This window comes from Bradyrhizobium sp. GCM10028915, from assembly GCF_042666195.1.
Taxonomy (GTDB): domain Bacteria; phylum Pseudomonadota; class Alphaproteobacteria; order Rhizobiales; family Xanthobacteraceae; genus Bradyrhizobium; species Bradyrhizobium canariense_D.
Window position 1 is genome coordinate 208,810 of sequence record NZ_JBHTFN010000045.1, and the last position, 19,102, is coordinate 227,911.

General features: G+C 62.0%; 13 protein-coding genes and 1 pseudogene. 7 read left to right on the plus strand and 7 right to left on the minus strand.

Going from position 1 to position 19,102, the window contains the following annotated elements:
- Positions 1 to 173: 173 nt before the first annotated feature.
- Positions 174 to 470, minus strand: a complete 297-nt coding sequence (locus tag ACFQX9_RS27490; RefSeq protein ID WP_204512724.1) for a hypothetical protein — start codon at positions 468 to 470, stop codon at positions 174 to 176.
- Between the two features lie 375 nt (positions 471 to 845).
- Positions 846 to 1,577 (minus strand): hypothetical protein, encoded by a 732-nt coding sequence (locus ACFQX9_RS27495; protein ID WP_204512723.1) that lies wholly within the window; start codon positions 1,575 to 1,577, stop codon positions 846 to 848.
- Positions 1,578 to 2,555: 978 nt separating this feature from the next.
- Here ACFQX9_RS27495 and ACFQX9_RS27500 point away from each other — a divergent pair.
- The 3 genes from ACFQX9_RS27500 to ACFQX9_RS27510 all read left to right on the plus strand — a co-directional run bounded on the left by ACFQX9_RS27500 (position 2,556) and on the right by ACFQX9_RS27510 (position 9,090).
- Positions 2,556 to 4,034, plus strand: a complete 1,479-nt coding sequence (locus ACFQX9_RS27500) for a superinfection immunity protein (RefSeq protein ID WP_377791117.1) — start codon at positions 2,556 to 2,558, stop codon at positions 4,032 to 4,034.
- 452 nt (positions 4,035 to 4,486) lie between these two features.
- Positions 4,487 to 7,576: an EAL domain-containing protein gene (locus ACFQX9_RS27505; RefSeq protein WP_204512720.1), complete on the plus strand. Its 3,090-nt coding sequence runs from the start codon at positions 4,487 to 4,489 to the stop codon at positions 7,574 to 7,576.
- A 590-nt stretch (positions 7,577 to 8,166) separates the two neighbouring features.
- Entirely contained in the window at positions 8,167 to 9,090 is a 924-nt protein-coding gene (locus ACFQX9_RS27510) for a class I SAM-dependent methyltransferase (RefSeq protein WP_204512719.1), read from the plus strand.
- 172 nt (positions 9,091 to 9,262) lie between these two features.
- On the opposite strand, the gene ACFQX9_RS27515 is transcribed toward ACFQX9_RS27510, so the two are convergent.
- The 4 genes and pseudogenes from ACFQX9_RS27515 to ACFQX9_RS27530 form a co-directional block, all read right to left on the minus strand.
- Positions 9,263 to 10,756, minus strand: coding sequence for a tetratricopeptide repeat protein (locus ACFQX9_RS27515; protein WP_377791118.1), 1,494 nt, complete (start codon positions 10,754 to 10,756; stop codon positions 9,263 to 9,265).
- A 337-nt stretch (positions 10,757 to 11,093) separates the two neighbouring features.
- Entirely contained in the window at positions 11,094 to 12,593 is a 1,500-nt protein-coding gene (locus tag ACFQX9_RS27520) for an MmgE/PrpD family protein (RefSeq protein ID WP_204512717.1), read from the minus strand.
- 333 nt (positions 12,594 to 12,926) lie between these two features.
- Positions 12,927 to 13,553 (minus strand): annotated as a pseudogene (locus ACFQX9_RS27525) (transposase); the annotation flags it as partial.
- A gap of 110 nt (positions 13,554 to 13,663) precedes the next feature.
- Positions 13,664 to 13,876, minus strand: coding sequence for a hypothetical protein (locus tag ACFQX9_RS27530; protein WP_204512715.1), 213 nt, complete (start codon positions 13,874 to 13,876; stop codon positions 13,664 to 13,666).
- Between the two features lie 751 nt (positions 13,877 to 14,627).
- Between ACFQX9_RS27530 and ACFQX9_RS27535 the strand changes: the two genes are divergently transcribed.
- Both ACFQX9_RS27535 and ACFQX9_RS27540 read left to right on the plus strand, forming a co-directional pair.
- On the plus strand, positions 14,628 to 14,786 hold the full coding sequence (locus ACFQX9_RS27535; RefSeq protein ID WP_204512714.1) for a hypothetical protein: 159 nt from the start codon (positions 14,628 to 14,630) through the stop codon (positions 14,784 to 14,786).
- Positions 14,787 to 14,952: 166 nt separating this feature from the next.
- Positions 14,953 to 15,855, plus strand: a complete 903-nt coding sequence (locus tag ACFQX9_RS27540) for a GNAT family N-acetyltransferase (protein ID WP_204512713.1) — start codon at positions 14,953 to 14,955, stop codon at positions 15,853 to 15,855.
- A gap of 557 nt (positions 15,856 to 16,412) precedes the next feature.
- Here ACFQX9_RS27540 and ACFQX9_RS27545 read toward each other — a convergent pair.
- A complete protein-coding gene (locus ACFQX9_RS27545) occupies positions 16,413 to 17,048 on the minus strand; it encodes an NYN domain-containing protein (protein ID WP_204512712.1) in 636 nt (211 codons plus the stop codon).
- Between the two features lie 1,238 nt (positions 17,049 to 18,286).
- Between ACFQX9_RS27545 and ACFQX9_RS27550 the strand changes: the two genes are divergently transcribed.
- Both ACFQX9_RS27550 and ACFQX9_RS27555 read left to right on the plus strand, forming a co-directional pair.
- Positions 18,287 to 18,487: a hypothetical protein gene (locus tag ACFQX9_RS27550; protein ID WP_204512711.1), complete on the plus strand. Its 201-nt coding sequence runs from the start codon at positions 18,287 to 18,289 to the stop codon at positions 18,485 to 18,487.
- A gap of 16 nt (positions 18,488 to 18,503) precedes the next feature.
- Positions 18,504 to 18,926 (plus strand): hypothetical protein, encoded by a 423-nt coding sequence (locus ACFQX9_RS27555; protein WP_204512710.1) that lies wholly within the window; start codon positions 18,504 to 18,506, stop codon positions 18,924 to 18,926.
- The last annotated feature ends 176 nt before the right edge of the window (positions 18,927 to 19,102 follow it).

Here is a 19,102-nt window from a genome sequence, read left to right on the forward strand (position 1 = left end):
TTTCGCGTCGGAGTCCTCAAGATCGATACCGCCGACTTGCCGTCTCGGTCCGGAATGCCGCCAGCAAGCGGCACAGCTCGCCGCTCGGCATCGCGCCGAGCCCTCGGGCTATGGACGGTGTGCGCCGCGCAAAAGCTTGGGTTGATGCAGGCGTCGGAACGCTTGTTGCGGATCTACCACTCCGCGCGCGGCCGGCATACCGACATCCTCTCAATGGCCTCCTTGTTGGTGAGCAGTTTGCCGGCGATCTCGGCGACGTCGAGGTTGCGGTCGCGGACCGCCGTGCGCAGGCTCGTCGTGGTGAGAGGGCCGCTCGGCCAGAACAGGGCGGCGGCTTCCTCCAAGCTCATCAGCTCGCGCGCGTCCCACTGAACCGGATCCGGCCGCTCCGCGACGCGGCGGGGCACCTGCCTTGCTCCTTGCCCAGCCGCGCGCGTCGTCGGGGTGGCGCTCGGCGACTTCGTACTCATGATGTCGGTCTCCTTCGTGCTTTCCAGCTCCGCGCCGCGGAGTTCTCGGGTAACTCGCCGCCGTCTGGTGTCAATGTGATTTATCACGTATAAAACGGAATGCGAGCAAAACGACCCGACATCGTTAACGCCATGGGCCGGGGGCGCGGGACAGGGGGTAGAGCTTTCGGGCCGCGAGCCGCATTGGGAAGCCTCTTGGCCTGCGCGGCGGCGGCACCGCGGCGGCCTAGCGCTCGATGCGCCGTCGAATTCGCGATCCCCAACAGAAATCCCGGAGCGCTCGGGGACGAGCGCTCGCAGGTGCGGCGCACCGGGATCGATTTCGCGGCAACGGCTCTGGACGGAGCGAGAGGAAGCGGAAGTAAGTAACGATAGCTACAAAATCGTGTTCGCTATCTCGTTTTCATCCTGCCGGACGCGTCGCTGGTTGTTACAATCGGAGCTCGATCGCAGGGGGAATATCGCTTGATCCGTTTCATACGATTCATTTTGTTCGTTTTTATCGTCGGCCTTCCCCAGACGGCCTTCGGACAACAACGTGAGATCCTCGACGTCTTCGACGGCATCATCAGGTCCGGCGTGGCTGCAGCTAGTCGAAGCGCTTGGGAGAGCTTGCCGGGATCGGAGGTCGCATGTCTCGACGGCGCCCTGCGCCAAGGCGGCTCTTCCGTGAACGCGATGATTCGGCAAGGCGTGTCGCCATCGGATCCACGGATCTCGCAGTTTCGAAGCCAATGCCGCGGTCAGACCAACGCTTCGGGACCCAGCTTCAACTGCGGCAAGGCAAGATATGCAGACGAAATCACCATCTGCGGAGATGCCGAACTCGCAAGGCTCGATCGCCTCATTGCTCGAGCCTACCAAGATCTGCTTGCTCAATCCGGAGAAGGGATCGCGCGCGCCGTTGCGGCCCCGCTGTTGGCCGACCGTCGGGCTTGCGGAGCCGACGCGAACTGCATCAGGAACGCCCAGCTTTCCGCCATCAGGCAATTCCAGCAGCGCGGCGCCTCCATCGGCGACGTAGATCCGGCCGTCGCAGCGCCTGTCGCGCGATCGGCGATGGCGGAATCCATATACGTGGTCGATGGTCTGCACCTCGGCGCCCATGTTTCGGTCGGCAGCCCGTCGTATTTGGAGTATCGCTGCAATCCGAGCGTCCAGTTCGCGGGTCTGACCTGGTGTCAAAGACGGCGCCAGGAGAGCTCTTCCCGGGGAGCATACCTATCGACCACGACGATCGTCCATTCGGAAGACGGGACCGCTCTCTACATCAACCGCTTCCTCGAGCCGGCCTTCTTCGCCGGCACGGAGGCGATGGACGACGTGCGCCGGCTCTCGATGAAATACGGCGAGCCCCGCTTCATCGCAGCGCCGGCGAGCGCAGTCGGGCCACGTACGCTGATGGCGACGTGGGGCGACGTTTCCCTCCAGCCGCTCGATCGAGCTCGTTTGGCGGATCCGGCAGCCGGCCGCGACGTCAGGGCCGGCATCTTGGTGGACCACATCGGCAACTACCAGCGCTCCGCCTCGATCGGGCTGCCGGTCTACAGGGTGACCGGGGGTGCCGGATACGTCTGGGCGGCGAGTTGGGATCCGGCCGGCCGCGGGACCCTTCGGTTTCTGACGATCGATCCGTCCAGGCTTGCTCCCGACGTCGCGGCAGGCGCCCACGAGGTCGCAGCGAATCCGGCTGCTCCGCAGCTTTCGCCGCCCACGGTCGAGCCATCGAACTCGCGCCCCGCGCCGACCGCAACTCCGCCCGCCGCAAGTCCGCCCGACGCAACTCCGCCGGCCGCGCAGCCGGCCTCCCAGCCGTCGCCCCCGCCGACTGTGGCCGTGTCACCGCCAGCAGCTCTGGAGCACGTCGCACCGGCTGAGAACCCGAACTCCGTGATCGCCGCGAAACCTCCCGGGCCGGCTGTCGCGCCGACCGCCGTCGCTCCGGTCTCTCCCATCCAGCACCCGATCGTAGCCGATGCTGTCCGCCCGGCGGCGGTCGTCCCTCCCGCGATCGCACCAGGGGCGGATGCCGGTCCGAAAGCTCCCCCGACGCCCTCCGCGAGCGAACCCGTCCAGCCTCGCGTGGTGGGCCCGCCGATCGCGATCCAGGCCGCGGCGAAGACATCCGAAACGAACTACCTCCAGTGGGCGCTCGTCGCCGCGGTCCTCGGTCTCATCGGGACGGTCGGCTTTCTCCTCTTCGACAGGCGCAAGAAGATTGACGCGATCTCGAGCCTCGCACCCGCGTCGGTGCCGGTCACGACGGACGTCAAGCCCGTGGAGCCGCCGACCATCGCGCCTTCCGAGGACAAAGTCCTGGATGGCGGCGAGCCTGAGCGCGCCGCGCCGGCGATGACGGAGCCGCCGTCGCTGCCGATGGCGCTGCGCCAGGCGGTAGCCATGGAAGAGACTTCGGATGCGACCGCGCCTGCCCCCGCCCTGCAAGGGAGCGACATCAGGCGTTCTTCGAGCGTCACGGAGCACCGGCATTTCGGAATAGGACTTCTCACGGTCCTGGTCGCAATCTCGGCGTTGATGAGCCTGGCCATCGGACCGGTCGGATTGATGCCGCTGGGAGTCGCCGTGTACCTTCTGCCCACCATCATCGCCTTCAAGGTTCGGCACCACTACGCCTGGGCGCTGGCGATCCTGAACGTCGTCTTTGGATTCACGGTGCTCGGGTGGCTCGGCTTCTTCGTGTGGGCGCTCATCGGTCCGCGGAAGTCGGCATTGGACTCCATGCCGCAGCATTCGGCGTTGGGCCTGGCGAAAAGTTCCGTCGGCGATCCCGCTCTGACGATGTCGGACTACGACCTGCGCTCCGGATGGAAGGTGCCGGTGCTGCAGGCGGAGATATTCTCCTTCGAGGGCGATGGAGCCCCGGTGGAATCGGCGGAATCCATCAAGGTCTTCTTCAAAAATCCGGTCATCGGCATCTGGCGGAACGGTGCCGCCTCGTCCGGCTCCGATTCGGTGCGCTACAACGCTACCACCCAGATCAGATGCGTAGCGAAAATCGCCGCTGAAACGAAGCTGCGCGTCGGGCGTACCCTGGGACGGACGGCCCTGACCGGCATCGGCGCGGCGATTCTCACCGGACGCCAGAACGCTCTCGGCGCGGCGTTTCTGGACTACCGCTTCGGCGGCGACGAGACGGACGAGATGGTCGCGGCCCTCATAGTATTCTCTGATTATTCCTCAATCGTGCTTCAGAGCGAAAGTAACGAGTTCGAGAAGCTATGCGCGCTGCTGCCCCCTCACTTGCTCTCCGATGAAGTGCAGGCTCAAACAGCCGAACAGATCGACCGGATCAAGCGCATGGCGGCAGATGGTCCACGTGTCGTCGAAGAGATGAGAACCGAGATCGCTGAGACCGAAAGGAGCGTCGCTGCCTTCGCCGAACAGGCGGAATCGGGAGAGACATTCGCCGAACGCGACGAAGGACGAATCGGTCTGTCGCAAGCCGAAGAGCGGTTGATCGACGAGCGGGCCGTTCTGAACGCGGTCGATCGTCTGATCAGGCTCACGACGACCCGCGCGCCTTCAGGTCGATTGAGCGCTTGAGCGGGCACAGCATGGATGATCCGGCAGGTGTCACGCTCAGCAGATCGCAGTGGCTAAGGCGCAACTACGTATCCGCGTTTCGTCGTGCGGCCCGTCGCGCCACAACATACAATGCGTCGATTGACCGCCTTAAGGTGCTTACGTACCGTCACGAGCGTGCAGCACCTTCTTAGAAGGACAAAACGCCGGAAGAGCAGCCGATGCTTCTGGTGCTGTATCGAGCATGCTCTTTGCTGCATCGATCGAGAACTCGGCAGGAAAACTGGTCGGACACAACCGTCGGACGTGCACCCGCCGGCTCGCGGCGCGCGGTTCGGCGCCCCGGCTAACCCGGGAGCGGTGCTGCGGCAACTCCACGATTGCAGTAAGGCTGTTAAGCCTCAGGATACCAACCGCCTTTACCTGTCCTTCGCCTCTCCATCCTACTTTATGAAGAGGGTGGGGCAATCTCGATGGACTTGTTCGCGCGAGTAAGTGCAGCTTTTGCGGTGGGCGATACCGCCGATCCGCTCGGTCGCTCGTTGGTCATCGAGCAATTCCGAATTCTTCGCAAGCAGGTTCCGGTTCTCTACGCCGTGCTACTGATCGACAGCATCAGTGTGGCGCTGGTCATCCCGCTCACAGTATCCGCATGGCTCAGATTCGGTCTGCCGGGCGCTCTCCTCGCCCTCTGCCTCCTTCGGTTGACTCAGTGGATCCGCTTGAAAGCGGTCGATGTCACGCCGGAGCAGGCGCAACGTGAGCTCAGGAGAACGCGCGGCGTCGCGGTGGTACTCAACGCAGGGTTTGTGTTCTGGATTCTGGCGCTGTTCGCAGCCGTGGATCCCGGTTTGCGCGCACCGATAGCATTGCTCGTCTTCATGGGGTGCATCGGCACGGCCTACTGCCTCGGAAGCTTCCCGCCGGCATCCCTGCTGACGATGCTGATTGCGGGGACCCCGATCGGGACTGTACTGCTCTTCTCGGGCGACGGAATCATGATCTCGCTCGGCATCAATCTGCTGTTGCTGCTCGTGCTGCTCGGCCGGATGATCAACACCAACTTTCGTTCGTTCGTCCAACTGATTCAGGCCCATAGCAGCTTGACCCAAGAAGGGGAGCGCGCCAGGGCCGCGGAGCAGACCGCGACCGCCGTCGCCGAGCGGTTCGATCGGGCCCTCAACAACATGTCCCAGGGCCTCTGCTTCTTCGACGAGGATCAGCGCCTGATTGTCTGCAATCGGACCTACCTGGAGATCTACGATCTCGATCCGGACGTCGTCCGGCCCGGCATGAAGCTGAACGACATCGTCGATCTTCGGTATTCAGCCGGCAGCGCGCCGAAGATGTCGAAGCAGGACTATCTGGCTTGGCGCAATAGCGCGGCGGTGATCGCCAAAAGTTCGGATACAACCGTCGAATTGACGAATGGACGTGTCGTGCGCATCCGGCACCGTCCCATGGAGGGCAGAGGCTGGGTTGCCACGCACGAGGACATCACCGAGCGTCATCGGACCGAGATGGCCCTTGCCAAGACCAAGACGGCAGCTGAACAGGCCGAAGCCGCCGCCCGCGCTGCTCACACCCATCTCACCGAGGCGCTCGAGGTCGTTCCTGAAGGCCTGGCCCTATTCGACAAGGATGATCGGCTGGTCCTTTGGAACAGGCAGTACGCGGACTTCTATGCCGCCAGCCGGGACACCCTGGCGGCTGGAACACCGTTCGAAAGCATCCTGCGGGCCGGACTGGCGCGGCTGCAATATCCGGAGGCGATTGGGCAGGAGGATGAATGGCTCGCGGAACGCTTGGCACGCCATGCTCTGCCAAGATATTCGCACGAACAGCATCTGCCCGACGATCGCTGGATCCGAGTGGAGGAGCGGCGCACCGCCGATGGAGGCAGCATCGGGGTCCGGATCGATATCACCGACCTGAAGCGTCGGGAGGCCTCGTTCCGTCTCCTATTTGAAGAGAATCCGCTGCCGATGTGGGTGGTCGATTCATCAACGCGGCAATTGCTCGCCGCGAACGCAGCGATGTGCCGACATTACGGCTACCGCCGCGAGGACCTTCTTCTGATGTGCGAGCCGCAGCTCGAGTGCGAAGGATCGGATCGCACCGCCGAGTTCGAGCTGCACAGAACCGCTTGTGGGGATGCCATCCAGGTCGTGATCGAGTCGCGTCCGCTTCAATACGAAGGGCGCGCAGCGCAAGTTTGCGTGGCGTTCGACGTCACCGAACGCAATCGCGCCCAGGAGAGGATCAGCTATCTGGCCTCCCACGATGTTCTAACCGAGCTGCCCAACCGCACCGCCTTGGATCAGCACCTCTCGGCAGCCGTTGAGCGGACCGAAGTCACCGGCTCCGGCTTTGCCGTTCTCTGCATCGACCTTGACCACTTCAAGGAGATCAACGACCTGTTCGGGCATGCGGTCGGGGATGCCGTGCTGCGCGAAACCTCCCGCCGTCTTCAAGAAGCAGCGGAGGGCTGCTACGTGGCACGGGTGGGCGGCGACGAGTTCATCGGCATCACGGACCAGGTGCCTCTGTCGGCAAGCGCGGAACTCCTGGCGACCAAGATGCGGGCAGCATTCGAGGATCCGATCAAGGTCGACGGTCATGCTCTCAAGCTGGACCTCTGCGTCGGCGCGGCGCTGTTTCCCAGAGATGCGGACAAGATCACCTCTCTGCTCGCGAACGCCGATGCGGCGCTCTACCGGGCCAAGCACGAGGGCAGAGGCGCGATCCGCCTGTTCACGAGTGCCATGGACCAGCAGCTCCGCGAGCGCCGCGCGCTCGAACACGATCTGCGGTTCGCAGTCGAGCGCGAGGAACTCTATCTTGATTATCAGCCGCAGCAGCACCGCGATGGCCGCATCATTGGCTACGAGGCCCTGGTCCGTTGGCGCCATCCCGACCGCGGAATCGTCCCTCCCGGAGAGTTCATCCCGATCGCAGAGCGGAGTGGCTCGATTGCCCAGATCGATGACTGGGTGCTGGTGGAGGCCTGCCGGGAGGCCGCCTCGTGGGACCGGCCCTTCAGGATCGCCGTCAATGTCTCGGCCGCGCAATTCCGCAGGGAGAACCTCGATGCACAGGTCCGTATGGCACTGCGTGAAACTGGCCTTGAGCCTTCGCGACTGGAGCTCGAAATCACGGAAGGCGTCCTGATCGAGGACGTCTCGCGCGCCAAGAAGGCGATGCAATCGCTCAAAAGCCTCGGCATCCTGATTGCGCTCGATGACTTCGGGACGGGATACTCTTCTTTGTCCTATGTCGAGGCTTTCCCTCTCGACAGGATTAAGATCGACCGGTCTTTCGTTGCCTCGCTAGGACAAAGCGAGCGATCATTGGCCATCGTTCGCGCGATCATCGGGCTCGCGCACGGTCTTGGCGTCCCGGTCCTTGCGGAAGGGATCGAAACAAGGGTGCAGATGTCGCTCCTCATCGAGGAGGGCTGCGATGAGATGCAAGGCTACCTGATCGGGCGCCCGCAACGTGATGCGGCAGTCGGAAGTCGATCCAAGCCGAGGGTGCCATCTCTCATTCATTCGGCCTCATAGCTGACGTTTGCCCGCTTGCGCGCAAACGCTCGCTGAGCAGGCGAAGCGCTGGTCCAAGTCACTAACTGAGCCGCCGAGAGGCTAGGAGAGTGGGAATCTCTCCCCCATACCGAGAATGCGCGAAAACCCGCGGAAAACAAGGATTCCAAAAAGGTCCGGCCGAGTTTTGTGACCACCGCTGTGTACCACCTGTTCGACCGATTCGGCCGTCAATCTCGGCCGATTTCGAGGCGTCCCGCGAGAGTTGCTTCTGACCTGGGCAGCCGAACCGGAGCGCGCTTGGGTCGAGGCTACCCTCGCTAACCAGCGCGACATCCGCGCGACCCGGAAGCGCCGCGGGTACCCGTCACTTCCGGTCCACCCCGAACAGCGGAGATAATCGAACCGGCCCAGCCTTGTCCGAAACCATTCCCCAACTCATGCTGCGGTCTAAATCGTCTTTCCTTCCGAAGCCTTGTGTCAGTGCGGCTGCTGCGCAAGTTGTTGCCGCCTTTCATGGGCAGCTTTAATGATCGCCAATTCTAGTCTATCGTTCGTACGAGATAGATCGCCCTAACTTAGCGAGACAAGCCGTCCCAAGACGGATCGGGATGATGGAGTCATTGCCCAGCCGCACCGCACTGGCGACGTCGCTCATGAGAGCGCTGCATTCGCGGTTCGAACCGTCTCCCCTTTTTGACGATCCCTGGGGCGATCGACTCGTTCCCGAAGCTGAACGCGAAAGGATGACTGAGCGGGTATTGGCCCGCATGGATAAGGACGCGCGTGCCCGTGCTCTGCAGGGACCCGCTTCAGTGTTGGACGACTTCCTCCTGACCAATACCGCGCTCCCAGGAGTGGTAATCCGCTCTCGCTATGCGGAAGACGCGCTGCGCGAGGCGACAATCAGGGGCATAAGCCAGTATGTTCTTATCGGTGCCGGCTTGGATAGCTTCGTGCTTCGCCGCCCCGCTTTTTCGGATGCCCTGACGATCTTCGAGATAGATCATCCGGCGACCCAAACGATGAAAATCCAGCGTATTAAAGAATGCGGCATATCGCTTCCGCCGTCGGTGCATTTCATCGCTGCCGACCTCGCAAACGAGGATTTGGTGTCTGCTTTGGCTTGCTCTTGCTTCCGGAAAGATAAGAAAGCATTCTTCTCGTGGCTCGGCGTTTCGGTGTACCTGACACGCCAAGCCAATCTGGCAACCTTGCGTGCAGTGGCAACTTGCGGTGCTCGGGGAAGCGAACTTGTATTCACCTATATGGATCAAGCCGAGTTGGCCCAGAACACATCGCAATCACCACACAACGAGAATGCCAACCTGGTAGCGCAGACCGGCGAGCCTTGGATTTCGGGATTCTATCCGGATGACATCGTCAACGATCTCGCCTGTGTTGGACTTGAGCTGGTTGAAGATCTAGACGGAAAGGCAATGTGGGAACGCTATCGGCGAGCAAGCACCACACTCGGACAGCCCCCCGCCAGCTTGCACATAGCCCTGGCGCGAGTGGGGAAAAGGTATTGGTGAATGCCGTCGAGCGCGGCACTGATGTCGGTTTTGGGGACAGGCGCTTGTTGAGCTAAGGCTGCTCGGCGTCTGACTCACCAGCGACAGCGGACGTCACCGCGGCTCCAGTGCTTTTCGGCTCAGGCCAGAGAACACTCTGCTGGTAAGCAAGCAACGAAGATTCTGGCCACTCTCACTGTTCGCGGACGCCAGCCTTTCTAAGTCCATCAAGGATGCTGTCGTACTCACGGCGAAACTGCGCATTGCTCGAACGTGCGTAGCCTATTTGACGGAACCATTGGACCGTGAAATCCGGCAGGATTGCATCCAATTCGGCCGTCATTTGCGGGATCATTTCGAGTTGGCCAGTGGCTCCATAAGCTGAAACCAGATCCACATACGGCATCCAGTATAATTTGTTCAGATTGATAGAGCGCCTGCATTCCTCAATGGCTTCGTTAAATTGCTGCACATGGACGTGAGCATGGCACAGGAAGAAATGCCAGGTGCTACGCGCCGGATCTTTGGGGCTTAGGCGTAAAGCAATCTGAACGGGGTCGAAGGATTCGCGCGCGCGTCCCGCTGTGACAAGTGCAATTCCCTTTGTTGCGTATGCAAGCGGCGAATTTGGGTCGGCTTCTAAAGCGGCGTCGAATTCAGGTAACGCTCCCTCGGGATCGCCATAGAGTAAAACGTTTCCTTTGGTTATGTGCGCATTCGCGCTCGTCGGCCGCTTTGAAAGAACTTGATCAATTAAGCTGGTGGCGATCTTTTTGTCTTCCGTCACGGACGTTGACCACCCGCTGAGTATGCCGCTGGCTATGCACCACGCTTTACCGAGCATTGCATCAATGTGGTCCGGATCGAGATGCAGCGCGGCCTCAAACAAGTCCTTTGCCTCGGTGATCGTTACCTTGCTCTGAGGTCCATAGACTTTTGCCCACCCGCGCATGGTGAAATCCACGGCATCCGGATTCGCGGGCTGGTCCATCAGACTGCGCCGACTTTCGGCCTGAATGAGTTCAACGTTGAGAGAGCGGGCAAGCCGCGCCGTGACTTGGTCCTGCAATCTGGCGAGATTCATCCGGTCGCCATCAAAACGATCCGACCAGACGTCACGACCTGTGGAAAGGTCTGCAAGCGACACGTTCATCCGAACCCGATCTCCAGCCCGTTGCACGGCGCCCTGCACCGCCCATCGGATACCAAGGTCCTTGCCGAGCGTCTTGAGATCGACCTGCTTATTCCTATAGGTGAAAGCCGTCCCGCGTCCGATCACGAATGTATCGGGCATTTGCGCGAGGTCGGTCGTCAGATCGGTCGTAATCCCGTCGGCGAAATAGTCCTGCTCTGCATCGTTGTTGAGGTTTGCGAATGGCAGAACAACGAGAGACAAACGGGGAGCAATGTCGGGCCGGGCCGTAGCCTCTTTCTGCGTTTTCTGGCTCTCCGGAAACACGTCTGTGCGCAGCGTCTTCCAAACAGTCCAGTAGCCGACGAGGCCGCCCGCGATTGCACCCACCGCCGCAATCGAGGCGAGCGCGCCGCCCATCAACTGCAATCGTGCCCGCAAGCGTATCCTTAAACTGCGATCAGATGGCGGCTTCCCCGATCGCTGCTCATCGGATCCTGCTTTGTCCGGCTGCCCACTATTGGATGGCGGCTTGCCAGATGGATCGTTGGACATCCCCCAATTTGTCACGGCTGTCTCCCGCACGGGGCCATACGCCCGAATTAATTACCATAGCAGAATTGCACGACTTCAGGTTGGGTCAGGGCCTATGACCTCATTCGCGTTCTTTTAAGTTGCCGGCTGCCCGAAAGGTTGATGGATTGGGCCAGCCGATGTTCAGAAATCCACTTCGCGTCGGCTGGCGGCTTCGGACAAAAGCGGCTGGCGAGGCAAGTGCAGCTCGGCGTCCGGTTTACCAGCGACCACCGACATTGGGGCGGTTGAACCGCTGTTCGGTTAGGGGCTCAACAGCCGACATCAACCTTCCGTTGCGGGGACAACGAGTTCAGGCTCACGCTGGATTTTGTTTTCCGGTCCCCTTGAGGCTTCGGGTCAACTCTCGGACATCCCTTAATTCGTCGAGACCATCGACGAGCGACATGACCCGCTCTGCGCCTGCCTTGCCAACGACAGGAACTGCGAAGTTCATGAATTTGTGTTCAAGCGACGCTCGAGAAAGTGGGCGTTTCGAGTCGCCCTCAGGAACTTCCACGGTTTCATGCAAGGACGCGCCATCGGCGAATACAATCTCGATGCTTGTGCCGCGTCCTTTGGGAAGTTTGGCGATCAGTGCTTCCCCAGGCTTAACCGTGGTCTTTTCCACCAACGCCGTCACGTCCCGGCCCCGCCAGCGGTCCTTTTCGAATTGAGTCACCGTCACATCGCCATCGAGCAGTGCCATGGCAAGGCAGACTGGAAGGCTGTGATCGGCGGTGCCCTTTGTCTGCGGCTTGAACTTCGCAGGGTCGGCGACGCGCTCGATGATACCGGGATAGGTCTCAACATTGATCGCTAGGATATCTTGTATGCGATCCCTGACCTTCGTGGAAAGCGATGCGCCGGCCTCCGCTACGGCCTGTAGCTCGATTTGAATGGGAAAGCGTTTGAAGGCCACCTGCGGCAGCCGGTATCGCGCGAGCTCGAGGTCGACGGCAACCCCCTCCTTGACCGGCTTCATCTTCGACGCCAGCCATTCCAGCGTGCCGGAAGGCCCGGTGAAGCCTTGGGCAGCGAGGCGCGTTGCGAAAACGCCGTCTGCGGCTGTCGCGGCAAGTCCCATGGCTTTCATCATGCTGATCGCGCCGCTATTGACGACGAAGCTCGTGAAGCCGCGGGCGGCGGAAATTCCAACCGCGTTGGCGATGGCCCCTTTGGGAAGCCCCCAGATCTTGCCCGCAATCAGGGGGATGCCATAGGAGGCCGCGCAAAGGGGGTGGAAGCCGCGCTCAATGAAGGAGATGGCGTCATTAACGCGTATGCTGGCCTCATAGCCCACGACTATCGCTTCGATGAGCTCGCGGCCAGATCGTCCATTCTCCTCGCACAGAGCAATCGCCGTCGGCAGCACCTCGCTCGGATGAAGTGGTTCGGTGCCAATATAGGTATCGTTCAGATCGAGGGATCGAACGAGGACGCCATTGACGAATATCGCGCCTTCTACGGTAGCAGACCGCGGATAGCCGATCACTGTGGCTGTCTGGCCGTGTCCGAAAGTCTGGCGAATTGTAGTTTCAGCAATATTCGAAGGCTCGGATCCCACGGATCCGAATGCGCATCCGAGGGTGTCCAGAAGGACGCGCTTGGCCGAAGCGATAACATCGGCGGGCAGAGCTTCATACTTAATCGAAAGTGCGAATTCGGCAAATTTCTGCTCAAGCGTCGCTTTCTGCCGGTCCCCCTGGTCAGCGGCAATCGCTGATCCAATGAGGCGAGAACCGTCGGAGCCGTTTCCCAGAAGGAAACTCGCGCATGCGGCCGTTGCGGATCGCGCCAGAAATTCACGACGTTTCATGAAAGCCTCCGCTATGAAATTGCTCTGCACGGCTCCGATGGCGCGATACTAAGGGCGTGGAAAACTCAGAAATCGACAATGGTCGTGCCGTCAAAAGAATGGAGCACGCGAAGCCAAAAGTACAACCGATAAGCAAAGTATGAGCGACCGATGCGGCTATGGAAAGCTCAATATGTCCGCTGTGGGTCTTGGTTGTGTGGAAACGGATAGCTCAAAGGCGGCCGTGGTCGACAATCGTTGCAGGCCGCCGATGTTTTCGCGTCGGATCGACTGCGTAGCCGGCCGAGGTGGTTATTGCGAGCGCGGCGTCGCTTTTGGACGCACTTCCCGCCTTCAGGTGGGTGGGATAGCTGAAATCAGGCTCGATTTGCCGACGATGTTCATCACCCGGGTGAGGTTATAGGCCAGGACGTGCAAGGCCATCTTGGCGGCTACATTCCGTAGGCGCTTCATCAGGAAGTGTGTCGCACCCATATGGGCTTTGATCGTGCCGAAGGGATGCTCGACCGTCTCGCGCCGCGTCCGCATGGCGTCGGGATTGCAATGGAGCCGTCTCTGGAGCTCCTCGACCACATGCTCGTGCTCCCAGCGCGTTATGCGGCGCTCCTTTGACGGCGTGCATTGGCTCTTGATCGTGCAGCCTTGGCACGCTGCTGTTGACCAGTAACGGCGCAGCGTCATTCCGTGCTCGATGTTGGTGTAGCGATAGGGCAGCAGCTCGCCGGATGGGGAGCGATAGACGTCCTCATCAGGCAGGTAAGCGAATTCCTGTTTGCCGAACCGGCCCTCCGCCTTGGCGTTCGACGTCATGGGCTTGGACAAGGTGACTGCAACGCCAGCCTGTTTGCAGGCTAATATCTCTTCTCCGTCGAAGTAGGAGGCGCCGGGATGGCCTTCAGGGCGAAACGCAGTCCTGCACCCGTATATGGCATCAAATCCTCGCTGGTGAGGCCCGGAGCACCGGCTGGGATATGCGGGCTTGCTTCTGGCGGGCAGCAGGCCCCTGCAGGGAGGACGGCTAGGTTCGGTCGGGAAGCGCTAGGGCACCATCGAGAACCACTGCCTCCGGGTCAGGCCTCGCCGGGTCCGGAGAAGATCGAACTCGGCGGCGTGATGCGCGGCGCCGGCAGCGGCCGTTCGGTCGCTCCCGGTCGCGAGGCCGGATCGCCCTTGGCGTCGTATCGCTTGGCGAGATCCAGCAGACGGCGGCGAGTAAACGGGTCGGCCCTATCGGCGATAATTCGGACCCGCTGAGCGAGACCGTGGTAGAATTCCTGCTCCATGAGGCACCCCACAACATCACTGCCCCGAGTTGAGTGGTCCACAGTCGTTGAGTCAAGAAGCGTCGACACGCGCTTGCAACTTTCCGCGACCGTCTTGAGATCGCTATGGCGCCGGACGTAGACTGGCGGTCGCAGGGGAAATCAGATGCCAGTGTCCTATCCAGTCCTGAAGGCGTGCCCGGCGTGCGGCAGGCCGATGAAGGCTATGCGCCACGAAATCGTCAACGGAAAGCTGCGGTACGTCTGCACCGCTTGTGGCGACGACCCACTGCAGGACCCGGCCGCCCGCAGGTGGGCCGACGGCCCGCTGCGCCCGCCGGCGAAATAAGAGATTTGCCCGCGACCCCGGCGGTCTTGCGCCGATCGTGCCCCAGCCGGGATTTGCTCCCATGCGAATACTGACAGCCTCTGTTTTCGTCGCCTGCCTGTTCACCTCGCCGGCCTCCGCAGCGACGTGCTCAGAAGCCATCGCGCATTGCAAACAAGACGGATCCAATCATTCGGACGCGGATTCGAAGTGTGCCGCTGCGGGGCAGGCCTGCATGAAGGCCGGAATTTTCATCGGCCCCTACACACGGAAAGCCTGGCGCGGCCTCGTCAGGCAATAGAACAGGACGCGGAGCGTCCGCACGGAAGAGACGCGTTTTCGCCATGTCGAGAAGCCGTTTCGTTAATCCCGCGAAGTCATTCTGAAACGAACGCCTGCTGTTGTGGTCGGCGTCGGGTCCCGCCTTCCTCAATGGAGAGTGACATGAATGCTGCGATTACATGGTTGCTGCCCCGCGCGTCCGCGAAATCGATCGCCGAAATCGACACCGCGCTCTCGATGGCGATGTTCAGTGGTTTGGGCCTGCTGCTGTCCCTCTCCGTTCTGATCGTCGACAAATACACGCCGGGTGAATGGTTCTGAGCTGAGCGCTTCGACTTAGCGTCTGGCCGCGTCTGGCTTGACTGCCGGCGAGGCGCTTAGTGCGGCGTCCGGCAATTGGCGTAGGCGAGACGGGCCCCTCGGGTGCGGTTTCCTCGACTCTAACGCCGTGGAAAGTGATGCTTCCGTGTGATCGTGGAGCCGTTCGATGACAGTGGTTTGCCGGCCCGCGCGCGCGGAGGACCTGGAGCTTGCCGATGCGCTTGTCGTCGCCAGCATCAACGATCTCACGCTCCGTCATGGCTTTGGGGCCATGGCCGCAGCGAGTCCCCCGAATTTTCAGTCGTTCTCTCTGGCGGACGATCCCGACGGTCTCTGGGTCGCGGAAGACGAGGGTCGGATCCTCGGCTTCGCGTGGAGTTGGGTCTGCGGAGACATCTGGTTTCTGGCACAACTCTTCGTAACGCCTGACCGCCAGGGTGGGAGCGTCGGCAACGAGCTGATCGAACGGACCCTGGATCACGCGAAGAAATCCGGCGCTTCCACCAGGGTTCTGATCACCTTTGCCTTCAACGCCGTCTCGCAGGGGCTCTACATCCGACATGGACTGTTTCCGCGGTTTCCGATCTATACCGTCAGCGTGCCCCGAGAGCATTTGATCGGCGGCCTGAACGGCCCGCAATTCAAATGCGCTCCTCTCGACGAAACCGCTTCCACCATGGCTCGCCTCGCGCAGGCGGACGAGCGGGTGCTTGGTGTATCCCGTGAAAAGCACCATCATTATCTCATCAACGACAGCCGGACGCGGGGCTTCAGCCTGTATGACGCAGATGATTGGGCCGGCTATGTTTACGTCGACGACCGCGGCCATATCGGTCCGCTCGCGATCCTGCGGTCCAGCGCCGTAACCACAGCCTTCAGGACGGCGCTAGGCTTGGCTGTCGAGAGTGGAGCACCCCAAGTATCGGCATTTTTGCCGGGCGCGAGCGAAGCCGCCCTGACGACGGCGTTCGAGCACCGCATGCGGATCAAGTTTCCGATGCTGCTGATGTCGTCCCGCGATTTCGGCAGTTGGGCCCAGTACCTGCCTCGGAATCCGGGATTCATGTGAATCGACCGCCAGCGCACCACGCACGTACAGCGCCGTCCGCGAGCAGACTGCGGGTGCGGAGCGGACGGAAAGGACCCGAAAACCGAACTGGCGGATTGGGGGACTTGGGGCCGCGACGCTCGCTTCAGGATTGTCTGCCGATTTCCTCGACGCCTCGCCTTGGTACGCCGCCTTCGACTCCGGCGGAATGTGAGCCGTCGGTCTTGCAAGAAAAACCCGCCGGCCTGGGCGTCGGCGGGTCATCTCTATTCCAGTGCGGTCGCTCTTGACCGCGATCTTTCCTAGCGGAACGATCTTAACATCGCATTTCTCGTGGGAGAGGTGTCTGGGGCCGGCGCCCTCCGACACGTCTCCTTGCTCTTGCGCGCGCTTAGGAGGGTGGCTCTGTACCGCGGGGCTTGTCCGGCTGATTTTCCTTCACGTTTCATCGCGGAGGGGAGCTACCGGCTGCGGACTCCCACAGCGTCTCGAAGTGGCCGCGAGTGTTACGTCGCTGGCCTCGTCGGGCGCGCAATGCGATGCGACGCGTGACGTAATCGACTTCGCGGGTGCACAGGCTAGTCGTCGCTCGGCCCGGCGCCGGGGTCGCGCGTGACGGCGATCGAATCGCCGCGCCCTGAGCCGCCGCGCCTGGCCGGGGCGCCGTTCTGGCGCATCTCGCCGCGCTCGGAGGGATCTCTGCCGACCGTGGACTGCAGCTCGGCCAAGTCGGTGAAGACGTGGGCTTGGCGGCGGAGTTCGTCGGCGATCATCGGTGGCCGGCTGGCCATGGTGGAGACCGCCGTGACCCGGACGCCGCGGCGCTGCACGGCCTCAACCAGCGAGCGGAAGTCGCCGTCACCGGAAAACAGCACCATCTGGTCGAGCTGTCCGGCGAGCTCCATCGCGTGGACCGCAAGCTCGATGTCCATGTTGCCCTTGACCTTGCGGCGGCCGCCGGCGTCGACGAACTCCTTGGTCGGCTTGGTGACGACGGTGTAGCCGTTGTAGTCGAGCCAGTCGACCAGCGGGCGGATCGACGAATACTCCTGCTCCTCGATCACGGCCGTGTAGTAGTAGGCGCGAACCAGGACGCCGCGGCCCTCGAACGCCTTCAGCAGGCGCTTGTAGTCGATGTCGAATCCCAAGGTCCTTGCGGTGGCGTGGAGATTGGCGCCATCGATGAAGAGCGCGATCCTGCTCGGTGCGGACATTTGGACGCTGCCGGAAATCGATGTCCAGGACGGAAACAGGAGCTTCCATCCGGACCCCAGGTCAGTGAGGCAAAAAGCTTAGGTAAGGTCGGGTCGCAGGGTCTCGCTTCTGCTCACCCGCATTCTACGGCGGAATCCGAGCTCCGACACGTCGGAGGCTACGCGCAATGTTTCCCGCCTCAAAGCATTTTTCTTTCGACGAAGGACTATTCCCCGATCGCCGTGAGCAAGTTGGGAGCCCCAGGAGTTGAACCTGCGGCAGCATGAGTCAGACAAAGGACAATGGGGAAGTCCCCCTGGCGGGTTGGCGGTGCGATGCGATTCGCTGTTTTCGAAACCCACCTGAGAAAGCGCGGCCGCACGTGGTGGTGGTTCTTGTGCACGGCCGACGGCCGGCGGCTTAGGCACGGGACGGAAGGCAAGCGCTCTACAGCCAGATATCGGGCCAATCGGGCACTGTTCGAGGCGCTGCTGTTCGCGGTGCCTTTGTCGGAGAGTACCCCCGACAGGGGCCGGTCCAGCCGGCGGCCCAGCCGCTCGGCCAGGTGACACCGCAGCCTGCGCGGCCTACGCGCTCTTCGCGCTTCGCCAGGGGCGTCTGCCCCGACATGACCAGCCGATTGCGCCTGTGCGCAGGGCGCCCCGACGGCTGCCGCGACAGGACAGTTCATGGTCGTGGGTCGGAAGCTACCGCCACCAACGCCGATCAAGGCGAACTGGCGAAGGAACTCAGCCTGTCCAGCAGGTCCAATTCGCGCAGTGCTTGGCGCGCTCGCCGGTCTCGGCGCGGCCGTGCGCACCCCGCGATCGGAGCACAGTGCGAGCTCCTCGCACGACAGACTGGCGGTGATGCAGTCGTGGCCGGACCAGGCGACGCCCGAGCGGAATCGGAAGGCCGCAGCCCACCTGGAGCCGCGGCCCACTTCTAATCCACTTCTGAAAAAGAGTAGCTGCTGAAATGCTCCTGCTCGATAGTTCCCCTTCTAAGCACAAGCGAGCCGAAACTTGGATTCCGGGATCCTACGGCCAAGGCCGCCTGGCGGTCTTGCGGCTTCTGCCGAAAGCGACCTGCGCGGTCAACGAAGGCAGGCGACGGATGGGACGGCGCATCGTCGCGGCCGAATGCTGCCGAGCCGCACTCTCCCTCTTGCCAAGCGTTGGCTGGAAGGTAAGAATTCGCGGGATTTCACAGCACTCTTGATTTGACGTCGTGAGCCAATTTTCCGATGGGGTCTCCCATGTTCGATCCTGCTACGACCGCGCTTTTGCGCTCGGTCCTCGATGAAGTCTGCGAAAGTGTCTCGCACCGCGAGATCGGTGCACGTACTCACGTCGCATCGAAAATCCTGGAAGCTGCGACTAAAGGCGAGGTCTCTCCGGAAGGGCTCAGGCAGGTTGGGCGCAACGCCCTTTCGCGCGCGCCGACGATGTGGCGCTGATTGATCCGGAGGGGGCGTGAACTTCCAGGTGACGGTCCTCAAGATCCTGGTGAGCTATCCGGACGGTTTCGCCGTCATGGAGGACCTCAAACGCGACATGGCGATCCTAGCGACCAGTGGCCCGGAATGGGCGGATCGGACCAAGCGCCTCGCCGCCCGGGTGCCGGACCTCGACATCTTTTCGCACAGGCTGGTCGAACGCATCGGCGGCGGGTGGAAGATCACGTCCAAAGGACGAGCGGTGCTCGAGCTCATGGAAGCCCGCCCTGCTGCGCCCGAACCGATCCAGGCGCCTTTGGTCGAGGAAGCTCCCGCTGCGATAGTCGCCGCGCCACAGGTTGCTCCGCTGCGGCAGCCCGCTGACCGGGCCAAGCGGCGGCGCGAACGCCGCGAACGCCGGCGCGAGGCGCGCGAACGAGCGAGAGCGAACGTCTCCTAGCGAGAACGAACGTCTCCTAAAGTGTCCTACAGAGCCGGCAAGGCACGAGACGGGAGCCGAACCCGCGCCCTGTCTGCGGATTCCGATCGATGTCGCCCAGGATTCCGAGATGATCTCGCCCACCATTCCGATTTGAAGTCGCCCACCCGTTCCGAAATGATGTCGCCCACCATTCC

Excerpts from the sequence above, each read along its gene's own strand:
- ACFQX9_RS27520 (WP_204512717.1), bottom strand. The coding sequence starts at position 12,593 with ATGAAACGTCGTGAATTTCTGGCGCGATCCGCAACGGCCGCATGCGCG.
- ACFQX9_RS27545 (WP_204512712.1), bottom strand. The coding sequence starts at position 17,048 with ATGTCCGCACCGAGCAGGATCGCGCTCTTCATCGATGGCGCCAATCTC.
- ACFQX9_RS27540 (WP_204512713.1), top strand. The coding sequence starts at position 14,953 with ATGACAGTGGTTTGCCGGCCCGCGCGCGCGGAGGACCTGGAGCTTGCC.
- ACFQX9_RS27535 (WP_204512714.1), top strand. The coding sequence starts at position 14,628 with ATGAATGCTGCGATTACATGGTTGCTGCCCCGCGCGTCCGCGAAATCG.
- ACFQX9_RS27530 (WP_204512715.1), bottom strand. The coding sequence starts at position 13,876 with ATGGAGCAGGAATTCTACCACGGTCTCGCTCAGCGGGTCCGAATTATC.
- ACFQX9_RS27550 (WP_204512711.1), top strand. The coding sequence starts at position 18,287 with ATGTTCGATCCTGCTACGACCGCGCTTTTGCGCTCGGTCCTCGATGAA.
- ACFQX9_RS27495 (WP_204512723.1), bottom strand. The coding sequence starts at position 1,577 with ATGGGCGCCGAGGTGCAGACCATCGACCACGTATATGGATTCCGCCAT.
- ACFQX9_RS27515 (WP_377791118.1), bottom strand. The coding sequence starts at position 10,756 with ATGTCCAACGATCCATCTGGCAAGCCGCCATCCAATAGTGGGCAGCCG.
- ACFQX9_RS27510 (WP_204512719.1), top strand. The coding sequence starts at position 8,167 with ATGATGGAGTCATTGCCCAGCCGCACCGCACTGGCGACGTCGCTCATG.
- ACFQX9_RS27490 (WP_204512724.1), bottom strand. The coding sequence starts at position 470 with ATGAGTACGAAGTCGCCGAGCGCCACCCCGACGACGCGCGCGGCTGGG.
- ACFQX9_RS27505 (WP_204512720.1), top strand. The coding sequence starts at position 4,487 with ATGGACTTGTTCGCGCGAGTAAGTGCAGCTTTTGCGGTGGGCGATACC.